The sequence below is a fragment of the Psychrobacter sp. CX10 genome, assembly GCF_057621575.2.
The window spans coordinates 749,638-762,709 of record NZ_CM177736.1 but is presented as its reverse complement, the minus strand read 5'-3'; the positions used below and the strand labels follow the sequence as shown (position 1 = coordinate 762,709).

The 13,072-nt window shown below is 36.1% G+C and carries 11 protein-coding genes; 9 read left to right on the top strand and 2 right to left on the bottom strand.

The genetic code is table 11. From position 1 onward, the window contains the following. Positions 1-342 precede the first annotated feature (342 nt). Both AC21OH_RS03095 and purH read left to right on the top strand, forming a co-directional pair. Positions 343-585 (top strand): helix-turn-helix domain-containing protein, encoded by a 243-nt coding sequence (locus AC21OH_RS03095; RefSeq protein ID WP_486535419.1) that lies wholly within the window; start codon positions 343-345, stop codon positions 583-585. Positions 586-827: 242 nt separating this feature from the next. Next, positions 828-2,402, top strand: coding sequence for a bifunctional phosphoribosylaminoimidazolecarboxamide formyltransferase/IMP cyclohydrolase (gene purH, locus AC21OH_RS03090; protein ID WP_487371368.1), 1,575 nt, complete (start codon positions 828-830; stop codon positions 2,400-2,402). A 401-nt stretch (positions 2,403-2,803) separates the two neighbouring features. Here the strand turns inward: purH and AC21OH_RS03085 are convergent, their stop codons facing one another. After that, complete coding sequence (locus tag AC21OH_RS03085) at positions 2,804-4,678, bottom strand: SurA N-terminal domain-containing protein (protein ID WP_487371367.1); 1,875 nt, start codon at positions 4,676-4,678, stop codon at positions 2,804-2,806. Between the two features lie 145 nt (positions 4,679-4,823). Beyond that, positions 4,824-5,102: an HU family DNA-binding protein gene (locus AC21OH_RS03080; protein WP_486535333.1), complete on the bottom strand. Its 279-nt coding sequence runs from the start codon at positions 5,100-5,102 to the stop codon at positions 4,824-4,826. Between the two features lie 996 nt (positions 5,103-6,098). Here AC21OH_RS03080 and AC21OH_RS03075 point away from each other — a divergent pair. The 7 genes from AC21OH_RS03075 (at position 6,099) to hscA (ending at position 13,024) form a co-directional block, all read left to right on the top strand. Beyond that, positions 6,099-6,734, top strand: a complete 636-nt coding sequence (locus tag AC21OH_RS03075; protein ID WP_486535334.1) for a hypothetical protein — start codon at positions 6,099-6,101, stop codon at positions 6,732-6,734. Between the two features lie 547 nt (positions 6,735-7,281). Continuing rightward, positions 7,282-7,803 (top strand): Rrf2 family transcriptional regulator, encoded by a 522-nt coding sequence (locus AC21OH_RS03070; RefSeq protein ID WP_486535335.1) that lies wholly within the window; start codon positions 7,282-7,284, stop codon positions 7,801-7,803. Continuing rightward, positions 7,800-9,026, top strand: coding sequence for an IscS subfamily cysteine desulfurase (locus tag AC21OH_RS03065; protein WP_487370287.1), 1,227 nt, complete (start codon positions 7,800-7,802; stop codon positions 9,024-9,026). The genes AC21OH_RS03070 and AC21OH_RS03065 overlap by 4 nt, the downstream gene beginning before the upstream one ends. Before the next feature lie 103 nt (positions 9,027-9,129). Further along, positions 9,130-9,525, top strand: coding sequence for a Fe-S cluster assembly scaffold IscU (gene iscU, locus AC21OH_RS03060; protein ID WP_487370289.1), 396 nt, complete (start codon positions 9,130-9,132; stop codon positions 9,523-9,525). Between the two features lie 95 nt (positions 9,526-9,620). Next, entirely contained in the window at positions 9,621-9,941 is a 321-nt protein-coding gene (iscA, locus tag AC21OH_RS03055; protein ID WP_486535338.1) for an iron-sulfur cluster assembly protein IscA, read from the top strand. 271 nt (positions 9,942-10,212) lie between these two features. After that, a complete protein-coding gene (gene hscB, locus AC21OH_RS03050; RefSeq protein WP_487370290.1) occupies positions 10,213-10,767 on the top strand; it encodes a Fe-S protein assembly co-chaperone HscB in 555 nt (184 codons plus the stop codon). Between the two features lie 238 nt (positions 10,768-11,005). Further along, positions 11,006-13,024, top strand: a complete 2,019-nt coding sequence (gene hscA, locus AC21OH_RS03045; protein ID WP_487370291.1) for a Fe-S protein assembly chaperone HscA — start codon at positions 11,006-11,008, stop codon at positions 13,022-13,024. Positions 13,025-13,072 lie beyond the last annotated feature (48 nt).

Below are 13,072 nucleotides of genomic sequence, written 5' to 3'. Positions count from 1 at the left end.
GTTTTTAGCCAAATGATGCCTATTAAATGAATGGGCTGTTATATTCTATTAGTCATGAATGCTGCTAAACAGTGGCGATTAGAATGTTCATTTCCAAGGTATAGATATACTATTATGAGTGATATAAACATACAAACCTTTAAAGCCACCATTGTCAATAATAACAGTATTGATGATGACTATGAGGGTGCTTTTTTAAAATATAATGATAGTACAAATCTCCCTTACTCCACCGTATCTGATAGTGATGAACAAAATAGCGGCGAACGTCTCGACGCTTTAACGACTCAAGCTTCAATAACTAAAGATAACCTGGCTAAAAACAACTATGCAGAGTGCGCTATGATTGAAGCGGAGCGTACGCCTCTATGTCACCATGTACAGCTTGCTGTTGAGCTATATTTCGCTGAGCTTGAAGGTGATATGCCAACTCACTTATACGACACCATACTCAAAGAGGTTGAGAAGCCACTATTAGAGGTTGTCTTAAAACAAACTAAAGGCAATCAATCGAAGTCTGCAGCGATTCTTGGCTTAAACCGAGGAACACTGCGTAAAAAAATGGCTCAATACGGATTAATGTAAATCTAGCTGCCAAACAGATTTGTACAACAGACCCAAATATAGTGTCTTATAATTCCAAGTAATTTTTTAAGCATTCCAAATAATATAAAACCAATTATGGATAAATACTTAACCTAACTGCTATTTATCTTTAGGCTATTTAGGTACCATTTTGATTAGTTCAATAATAGCACCATACAATACAACCGTACTCAATCGCTTACGCCTCCTCCACCAATAACCTTAATAGAATTGGAAATTTTATGTCTGAAAAACCATACGCTCTTATTTCAGTATCTGATAAATCAAATATAGAAGATTTTGCTCAAGGCCTTATTGAAGCTGGTTATGATATATTATCTACTGGCGGTACCTATCGTCTATTATCTGAAAATGGCATAGCAGTTACAGAAGTTGCTGACTATACTGGATTTGCAGAGATGATGGATGGACGGGTTAAAACCTTACATCCTAAGATTCATGGAGGTATTTTAGGTCGCCGTGGTCAAGATGATTCCGTGATGCAAGAAAATGGCATCCGTCCTATAGATTTAGTGGTTGTAAACTTATATCCCTTCGCCCAAACTGTGGCAAATCCTAATGTAAGTAAAGCTGATGCAATTGAAAATATTGATATCGGTGGTCCTACTATGGTTCGCTCAGCCGCTAAGAACCATGAGCATGTTGCAATTGTGACGAATCCAGAAGATTACAACAAAGTATTAGATGAGCTCAAAAATGAAAGCAGCTTATCTCAGCGTACTCGTTTTGATTTGGCTGTTAAAGCGTTTGAGCATACCTCAAATTATGATGGGATGATCGCAAACTTTTTAGGAAATAGACTTGAATCATTTGACGAGCCATCTGAGTTTTCTCGTACTATAAACATTCAAATGACCAAATCTCAGGATTTACGTTATGGTGAAAATCCACATCAAAAAGCAGCGTTTTATACTGAAACTGACAGTTTAGTAAATGGATGTATATCAACCGCCAAACAGCATCAGGGTAAAGAGCTGTCTTATAATAACATTGCAGACACTGATGCTGCGCTTGAATGTGTTAAATCATTTAGTGAGCCTGCGTGTGTAATAGTTAAGCATGCCAATCCATGCGGCGTGGCTATTAATGCAGATCAAACGATAGCTTATAAGACGGCATTTAGTACTGATCCTGAATCATCATTTGGTGGTATCATCGCTTTTAATCGTCCACTTACTAAACCAGCTGCTCAGTCTATCGTGGATAATCAGTTCGCTGAGGTCATCATTGCTCCATCTTTAGAAGAGGGAGTTCTAGAGATAACAGCTAAGAAAAAGAATGTCCGCGTTTTAACTTGTGGTGAATTGCCAAAGCCTACCGAGCGTACTTCAAATCTTGACTTCAAGCGAGTGACAGGCGGGCTGCTGGTTCAAAACCAAGATTTAGGTCTAATTACTGCAAGTGATCTAAATATCGTAACCAAACTTCATCCAACCGAGTCACAAATTAATGATTTGTTATTCACATGGACAGTCGCTAAATATGTTAAATCAAATGCCATCGTCTATGGCAAAGATTTGCGTACCATTGGCGTGGGTGCTGGACAGATGAGCCGTGTCAACTCTGCTCGTATCGCTGCTATTAAAGCGGAACATGCAAACCTAGCTACTAATGGCGCAGTCATGGCTTCTGACGCCTTTTTCCCATTTAGAGATGGTATTGATAATGCAGCCAAAGTCGGTATTAAGGCTATTATACAACCGGGCGGCTCAATACGTGATGATGAGACCATTGCTGCTGCAGATGAACATGGTATAGCTATGGTATTTACTGGTATGCGCCATTTCCGTCACTAAACGCTATAAATCAAGTATAAATTTAAAGCGCAGCCATATTATATACTGAACAAAAAGCTATAGTCAGCGAAATACTAAACGGTTACGGTGTTAACCTTGCTTGCCCTACTATAGTAGTACTTGAATTCGGTTGCCTTGTAACCATTTTAGATTTATTTACTATATATAGCGCCCAATGAAACTCAACTTTTGAGCGATATAAAAATAAACCCATTGACTAAAAATCAATGGGTTTTATTTTTACTATTCAACTGTCTAATCTAATTGATCTAAATATCTAACCTAGCTTATTTAATCAATTGAGTTAATTGATTTAGTGACTTTAATAGTTAAGCTTTCTTTTACTAATGGCTAACTGTTAGTTCAATTAGCCTCACGTTTAAACCATTTAGCTCACATATTTACAGCCCAGCCACATCATTGATAATATCCTCATTTTTAGCGATAGGGATAGCTTCTCGTAAATATTGTATATAGTCATTAAACTGCTCTATACCTCTATTTTGTCTTTCAGTAGCAGTGGTCATCATACGCTCTTCAAGGGCCACATCATCAGCTGAACCACGATTGATATCTCCAAGCACTAAGATAGAAGCGCCCAATTGGGTTTTTTGAGCAATAGCTTTACCCTGAGCCTTATCAGTATCACCACTAAATGCCGCAGCATTTTCTGCAGGTAATAGTTTATTATTTTGACGATTTAACTCACCTAAATCTTCAAAACGTATACCCGCTGAATTTATACCATTTTCATTGATTTTTGCAGCCAATGCTTTTGCGGTATCCAGTGCTTTTTGCGTCGCCTTTTCTCTAATTAACACCGCTTTGATTCTATCAGAAGCTTGATCAAGACTTAAAGGCGCTACCGGCCTATAGTTACTAGACTGTAGCCATACAGTGCCGTCGTTTATTTTAATACTCGGACTAACTGATTCATCTTCAATAATAAAATCATCAAAAGCAGCTTCGATTATCGCAGGTTGATTAAGCTTAGTATAATTATTAGTCTCAGTATAGTTATCAATCTTATGAACCTCTAACTCTTCTTGCTGAGCTATATCTGCAATACTCACACCATCAATTGCCATATCATTGATACGCGTAATTTTATCAGCTATAAGTTGATCTTTTTTCTGTCTTTGAACTTTGGTGATGATTTCTTCACGTTTGTCATCAAGTGATGGGATAGAATTAGACGAGATATCCGTGACTTTAAAGAGTTGATAACCAAAATTTGTCTGTATAGGATCAGAGATATCATCAATTTTAAGCGAATCAATAACTTTAGCTACTTTTGTTCCGTCTTCTCCAAACATATCTGGATTAAACGTACCAATATCACCGCCATTTTGAGCACTTACTGGGTCTTGTGATACCTCTTTTGCTAACTTATCAAAACTTTCGCCTGCATTTAAACGTGTTTTAATATCATTTATTGTCTTCTCGGCCTCATTACCTGTTATCAATATTTGACTGACTCTCTTAGACTCATCAGTAACAAAATTAGCTTTAAATGCGTCATATTCTGCCTGAATCTCTTCATCAGTTATATCGTCCATATTGACGCTTTCAGGATTCAATAGTATATAAGACAAGTCTACCTTTGATACACTATTTAAATCATTTTTGTGTTGGTTGTAATAATCTTCGATATCTTTAGCAGAGACCTGAACCTTATCTTTATAATCTTGCCAAGAAAATCTATGTAGCGAAATTTCGCGACTTTCTCGCTTTAGAGAAATCAAATCATCAATATCACTATTTGGATATAAAGCAGTTTGAGTTACCCCATTAAATAACTGCATTAAATTTAATTGTTGACGATACTGATTGAATAACTGCTCCTTGGTAATCCCTTGTTGTCTTAAGGTAGCAGCAAAGCGTTCGTTTGAAAATTGACCATTGTTATCTAAAAAGCTACGTTCTTGCAATAGTAAGTCGTTAATCACTCTATCAGACACATGTAACCCAAGATGTTTAGACTGTTCTTGAAGTAATGCGCGATTGATCAAGTTTTTGAGTACTTCGCTATTTAACGTATTCGTATTGATATTGCTTGGATCAACTCCGCTTTGCATTAATTGATTTCTACGAGCAGTAATACTTTCTTGATATTCGGTACGACTAATTGATTGCTCCCCTACTTTAGCAACTTCATTAATACTTGAACTGCCACTAAAGTAGCTTTCAAGACCAAGAATTGCTAGTGGTGACAAACAAAGCATCAAAAAGATTCTACCTGGCCAGCTCTTAAGAAAATTACGTATTGATTCCATAGTACATATCAGTCTTGGTTGTTTAAGGTTAACGACATATCATACTCGAAAAAATTGTACGACACAAAAAAAACGCACCCTAAGGTGCGTTATCATTACGAATAAAATTAAATTCAAATAGTGGATATTCAACTCAAAGATTTAATTAACCTTGATTTAAGCGATCTTTAAGACCTTTACCCGCTTTAAAGTGTGGTACACGACTTGCAGGAATCTGAAGCTCATCACCAGTTTTAGGGTTACGGCCAGTACGTGCTTTGCGATCTTTAACGCTAAATGTACCAAAACCAACTAATGAAATAGTATCGTTGCTTTCTAGAGCTTCACCAACACTTTCCATCATAGCATTTAGAGCGTCAGCAGCTTGAGTTTTGTTAAGACCACTTTTCTCAGCGATGCTATCAACTAATTCTGATTTGTTCATAAAGAATTCCTTAAATTGGGTTTAATTCGGGGTAAATTTTATCGCTTAAACATTAATTAAGCAATAACCAAGCCTATAAAGACTACAAAACAGCGCAAAAAATGCACTTTATATTTCTAATATGTTCTTTATATAGGTTGAATCATTTGCAGTTATAACAAGGGCTATTAAAATGTGCAAGTTAAATTACATATTCTAGTAGATTTATATACTCATCATATATTATAACTGGCTTGTAGAAGTTATTTTATACCTTTAAATACAATAAGATTCAAGTATTTAAACTCTTATTATTATAATTTATTGAATAAATATAATTTAAGAATCAATACTTAAAATTCTTTTGATAATTATCAATATATTTAAAACTATAATTATATTGAAATCTTTGAATAAATTTAATATTCCAAAATTATTAAAAGTCATGGTAACGCTAAATTATAACGATAAAGGTATAGGTTTAAACCTCTTTAAGTATGCTTGCTATATTAATACACAGTTCATCTTCTAAATGCAAGTAAATAAAGGGAGGTAAACTCAATGGACAAAAGATATTAAGCCCATTAGTATTGATAAAATAAAGGTAATAAATCATGATTAATGAGCTAACTCATAAACTTTAAGTTTAACTAACTTATATAAACCTATGATATTGCTTATAAATATAAGTACATAAGAAACTTTCAAATATTTTAAAATTACGCCATTAACTATTCATTACTTAACTATTTATTACTATAGTGGTTATGTTGAATTATCTGCAATATGCTATTATTTAAGACGGTTTTGATGGCTTAGAATCTAACTCTATATTAGTGAATTGAAAATAATTGATAATTGTTAGTTTATAGTTAATAGTTTAAATAAAAATAGTTAACCCTTACGTGTTCAATATTTGTCCCTACACACTCCAGTCTATTTAAAATTTAGTAACAGACTTTTATAACGACATACTTTTTTAACAATAGACTTTTTTAAATAATAATAAGGTTTCGCATGAATCAAAATCCTATCACAAACTCTATATTAAATATGGTACTGGTATTAGCAGAATCTGTTATTTCCATCGTGTTAAGGTTTGATCCCAACCTGCGTAAAGCAATGTACCCATTAGCTAAGTCTAATACGACGGTTTGTATACGAAGCTATTTGCCACATACTCAAGTTTTCGCGACGTTTAACAACCGCGGGGTGTTATTAGATACCAAACTAGCAGACGATCATCAAAAAGCCGATGTCGTCATTAATGCTTATAGTCATCAACTTATTAATTCGTTAATCAGCAATGACCCTAAGCAAATCAGTAAATTAACTATGCGAGGAGCAACTGAAACTGTGGTCCAATTGCGCCACTTTTTAGTTCAGCTTGGTATTGCTAGTCTGTTCCAAAGTTTAATACGTACATTTAAGGGTGACAATAAATCGGACAAACCCAAATCTACTGAGGAAAATAAGCCAGACTACAAAGCAAGAATTCAAGAACAACAAGAACAGCTTAATGTTTTAAGTATGCGAAATCATGAGCTTGAAATGACTATAAAAGAGGTACAAAGTAAGCAGAAAGTCACTTTGATTGCGCTAGTAGTTGTCTCTTTAGTTGCTATCGGCGCTATAATTGGATGGATATTGTAGTAAAAGTATTAAAGTGATTTAAGTACTTGATTAGGTACGTGAGTCGAGAACTTTGCTTTACTTATAAGGTAATATATATCTAATTACTATGACATATTAAAACCTCTTACACTTAATATCTCTCATACTTAATATCTCTTATATTCTATACATTATTAAAACTTTTATATAAAAGAGGCGTATTGAAGATTTCAATACGTCTGTTTTGTTATGTACTATTCACTCTATTTTAGCCCTTTTTAAAGAGACGTTAAGATACTTTAAATGACTAAAATAATTAGCCCTATTTGTGCTAATTCTACCTGCCTATAGCTTGCGTTTTAATCTATCCCCCCCATATAGCAAGTAACATCCACCTATTGTAGTTAAATAACTACTTTAATTTTTTTGCCAGTTAAATCTCTTCATTCGATAATTAAGTTTTATTTTTTTAAGATATATTGCCTTACAAAAACTTTACTATCAATACAATATTTAATCTTGACTAAATTACTCAGGTTTAATTATAATAGCTTTATTATAATTCATAGTAAGCTTTGGAGGCACGATGCGCTTAACTACTCGAGGAAGATATGCGGTTACTGCGTTACTTGATTTGGCTATTCAAGATAGTGACACTTCAAGCGCTGTTTCCTTATCTGATATAGCAAAACGCCAATCAATTTCGATATCTTATTTAGAACAGCTTTTTTCTAAATTAAGAAAAGCTGGATTAGTCACTAGTACTCGAGGTGCCTTTGGTGGTTATCATCTTGCTAAACCTTTAGCTGACATTGATGTCATGACCATAATCACTGCCGTTGATGAATCTATTAATGCGATGCAATGTGATGGTAAGGGCAACTGTCAAGGTGGTGCGATGTGCTTAACCCATGATTTGTGGTGTGCACTATCAAAACATATCGAACAATATTTAAGAAACATTACTCTAGATCAATTATTACAAATGGAGAATGTGAGTGATGTTGCAGCGCGTCAACAATTGATTTCTGAGACCGCAACTGATATTTCATTAAATAACCTAAACCCTAATATTATATTCTCAGCCAGTGAGGTTAAACCAGTATGAGTAACTTAGATCGCCCTATTTATCTTGATTATGCAGCAACAACTCCTGTAGATCCTCAGGTTGCTAAAGTTATGGCTGAATACATGACCTTTGATGGCATGTTTGGTAACCCAGCATCACGCTCGCATGGATATGGCTGGCAAGCTGAAGAAGCAGTAGAAAACTCGCGCCAGCAAATTGCAGACCTTATTAATGCAGACTCACGTGAGATTGTATTCACATCAGGCGCGACTGAGTCGGACAACTTAGCCATTAAAGGTGCCGCTCACTTCTACGAAGGTCGTGGTAAACATATTATTACGAGCAAAATCGAACACAAAGCTGTCCTTGATACTTGTCGTCAACTTGAGCAAGAAGGTTTTGAAATCACTTATCTTGTTCCGCAAGAAAGTACAGGCTTAATCCTACCAGAGCAAGTTAAAGAAGCTATGCGCGAAGATACCATCTTAGTGTCTTTGATGATGATTAATAATGAGCTCGGTACACTTACTGATGTAAAAGCTATTGGCGAGATTACTCGAGAAGCTGGTGTTATATTCCATGTAGATGGCGCACAAGCTGCTGGTAAGACGGAAATAGACTTGCAAGACATGAAAATTGACTTGATGAGTTTCTCAGGTCATAAAGTTTACGGTCCTAAAGGTATTGGCGCTTTATTTGTACGCCGTAAACCGCGTGTACGTATTCGTGCTGAACAACATGGCGGTGGCCACGAGCGTGGTATGCGTTCAGGCACTTTGCCAACACACCAGATTGTTGGTATGGGGGAAGCGTTTGCTATTGCTGGTGAGCGTCTCCAAAATGATAGAGCTCATGCTCAAAAGATGCATGATAAGCTTTGGGCTGGTGTACAAGATATCGAAGAGATCTATCTAAATGGTAGTCTTGAAAATAGCGTGCCCCATATTATCAATATTAGTTTTAACTTTGTTGAGGGTGAGTCGTTAATGATGTCGCTTAAAGACATGGCCGTCTCTTCTGGATCAGCTTGTACGTCTGCTACGCTTGAGCCGTCATATGTACTTCGTGCTATCGGACGTCCGGACGAACTGGCTCATAGCTCAATACGTTTTAGTTTCGGTCGTTATACTACCGAAGAAGATATTGATGTGATATTAGCTCAAATTCATGAAGCGGTAGATAAGCTTAGAGATTTGTCTCCACTTTGGGATATGTATCAAGACGGTGTTGATTTAAACACGGTTGAATGGGCTGAACATTAATATTAAATGAACATCAATAATAGCTAACCATTAAAATAGCTAGCAAGTAAGTATTAAATAATAATATTCATATTTTGATAGGTTAAAACCTAGGAGTAATACAATGGCTTATAGTAATCAAGTAATTGACCATTATGAGAATCCACGTAACGTTGGTAATTTAGATAAAAATGCGACTAATGTCGGTACTGGTATGGTTGGTGCACCCGCTTGTGGTGATGTCATGCGCTTACAGATCCAAGTAGATGATGATGGCATTATTGAAGATGCAAGATTTAAGACGTATGGTTGCGGATCAGCTATTGCCTCAAGCTCATTAGTTACTGAGTGGTTAAAAGGTAAAACGTTGGATCAAGCTGGTGAGATTAAGAACAAACATATCGCCGAAGAGCTTGCTCTACCGCCAGTTAAAGTGCATTGTTCAGTATTAGCAGAAGATGCGATTAAAGCCGCTATTCATGACTATCAAGCAAAAAGTAATTTAAAAATTGATGCTTAATATGAGTTAAATAGTGTCGGTGAAACACAAGCTAATGAGTTTAAGCTATTGAATTAAATCAAAAGCTACTGAATAAAATAAGTAGGAAAGTCTATATGATTGAATTGACCAAACGCGCAGCTAAACATGTGACAGATTATTTAGATAATCGTGGTCATGGTGAAGGTATACGGGTGGGAATTCGCACTGCTGGGTGCTCAGGACTAGCCTATGTACTTGAATTTGTTGATGAACCTGATGAGGTCGATGAAAAATACACAAGTAATGGTGTCAATATTTTTGTCGATCCAAAAAGCATGGTTTATCTTGATGGTTTACAAATGGATTATGTGGTTGAAGGTCTTAATGAAGGCTTTAAATTTACTAATCCAAATAAAAAAGGCGAATGTGGTTGTGGTGAATCTTTCACCGTTTAACTTATATCATCTATGATACTGCATCATAAGTTTTGAAGTATTGCTTCTATTACTAAACTGTTTTATTACTTACCTTATTACCTTTAGCTGACGACGTTGTTCGTCAGCTTTAGTTTTTAATATTATAATATTTATAACTGATATAACTCCTATAATTAGTAAGCTTGCTTCTTATTCTAGTATGGATATCTAAGGGTTTACCTATTTACATGTTACGATAACTCACTTTTAAATATTATCATCCTTATTCATTTTTCAATATAATAAACTTATGTCTAATATTACCCCTTCATTTTCAAACTTTTTTGATTTATATGATCAGCCTGTGGCTTTTGATATTGATACATCAATGTTAAATCAAAAATTAAGAAGCCTTCAAAAGCAGTATCATCCCGATAATATAAGTGGCAGTAGCACTGCTCAATCTCAGCAAAATTCTGCGATTATAAATCACGCCTATGAGATACTATTAAATCCCGATAGCCGTGCAACCTATCTATTAGAGCTTTCTAATCAAGAGCTTAATACCGATAAGTCTATAAGCGATTTAGATTTTTTAGACGATGCTATGGATTTACGAGTTTCATTAGAGGATGCTGAAAGTAATCAGGATATCGATACAATACAGTCCCTCAAGGCAAGCGTTGATACCCGTATTGATGACTATTCCGATCGATTTAAAAGCGCTTATTTAGATCAAGACTGGAACAGTGCTATTGATGCGACGCAAAAGCTTAAATTTCTTGTTAAGCTAAAAAGAGATATTAATACCGCTATTGATACCAGTCAGCAAAGTCATGACAATGATGATGATTTGTATTTATAAAGTTACATTTATAAAGTTACATTTATAAAATTGAATTTATAGAGTAATGGTTTGTTTTTATACTATTTATTTTGCATAGTTAGACTCAAGAACACTGTCACTTATGAACACTGTCACTTAAGAAGACAGTAACTTAAGAAGACTGTTACTTAAGAAAAGTGTCATTTGACCCTATTTATCGCTTTATAGTAAATTTTCTTTTTTTTATTTCATATTTTCTTAACCGATTGAGTTTTATATGTCTTTATTACAGATTGCTGAACCTAACAAAAGTACCAAACCGCATGAACATAAATATGCTATTGGTATAGATTTGGGGACGACACGTTCTATGGCCGCTGTAGTGCGCTCGGGTAAAGCATCTTTAATAGAAGCGCCTACTTCTAAGTCGCTAAAGGACATGACAAATTCAACCGAAGCTGCTGTTATTCATAACCCTAAAAGCAGCACGACTCTATCGAATGAAAGCCCTACAGATACCCTACTACCTTCGGTTGTTTACTATGGAAATAACTTAAATACGTCTAATCCTGTTGTAGGTAGCTTGGCGCTTGAGCAGTTCGAAACTGATCCCAGTAACACCATCATCTCTGCTAAACGCTTTATGGGTCGAAGCATCAATGACATCAAATTTTCGCACCCTTATGAGTTGAAAAGCACTGATGCCCAGCAAGCATCCATGCCTTCGTTTATCACGTCACAAGGTGATATTTCGCCGGTTGAAGTATCAGCCCAGATACTTCGAACATTAAAAAATCGTGCTGAACTAGCGTTACCAGATGACAGTCTGCAAGGTGCGGTCATTACCGTACCTGCTTATTTTGATGAAGCTCAGCGTCAAGCAACAAAGGATGCCGCAAAGCTTTCGGGACTTGAGGTATTACGCTTATTAAATGAGCCTACAGCTGCAGCAGTTGCTTATGGTCTTGATCGAGACGCTACGGATACTAAAGAAAAGATTTATTTGATATATGATTTGGGCGGCGGTACTTTTGATGTGTCGTTACTCAAGATGAATGATGGGGTATTTGAGGTACTTGCTACAGGAGGCAACAGCGCATTAGGCGGAGATGACATGGACCGCCTGATTATGGGCTGGCTATTAAAACAAGCCGGTCTAAATCCTGCGGATTTGTCTGCTCAGCAGAGATCTAAAATTGCACGCCAAGCTGAAAGGTACAAACAAAAGCTTTCCGATACTGATCGTGTTGACGTAACTTTAGATATAGCAAATACAACTTGGCAGGGCACGCTTGATTCAGATTCATTAACTCAAATCATTGAACCGATTACTCGTAGAGCTTTAGCGACCTGTGAACAAGTTATTCGTGATGCTAATATAAAACCTGATCAACTTGATAATATTATCATGGTGGGTGGTTCTACGCGCATGCCAGTCATTCAAAATTCAGTGCATAATTTTTTTGGTATCAAACCACTGTCTCATTTAAACCCAGATGAAGTAGTGGCTTTAGGTGCAGCTGAAGTGGCAGATCAGCTCATTAAAGATGACAAGTCTAACAATGTCTTATTATTAGATGTGACACCACTGTCTCTAGGTTTGGAAACGATGGGCGGACTGGTTGAAGTTGTGATACCGCGTAATACCCCTATTCCTGTCGCTAAAAAACAAACCTTTACGACTTATCAAGATGGTCAGACAGGAATGGTGATACATGTTGTGCAAGGCGAACGCGATACAGTCGAGCACTGTCGCTCACTTGGCCGCTTTGAGTTATTTGGTATTCCACCTATGAAGGCAGGTCTTGCACGTATAGAAGTTACTTTTGATATTGATGCGAATGGTCAATTATCTGTAAGCGCTGAAGAATCCACAACGGGCGTTAAAAGTGATATTAAAATCACGCCATCTTATGGACTGAGCGACGAACAACAAGAAGCGCTATTACGCTCTGGGTTTGAATATGCTGAGCAGGATAAGCTTTCACGCAGCTTGATTGAAGCGAAAGTCGAAGCTGAACGTGAGATACTTGCATTGAAGTCTGCTATGCATGAATATGGTAATTTATTATCTGAAACTGAATTAAACGATCTTAGTAAAGCCATACTAGATTTAGAAACTGCTTTAAGCCAGACTTCAGCCAGCGCAAAAGAGGATCTAAGTGCTATCAAAGATAATGTTGATGCCAAACAATCACAATTGAAACCGTTAAGTGATAGCTTCGCTGCTCGTATTATGAACTTAAGTATTAAACAATCGTTATCAGGTACCAGTGCAGAAGACTGGACTAAATAGGAACTTATTTACAATTTATATTTGAAATGATCATATCTTACTATTTTG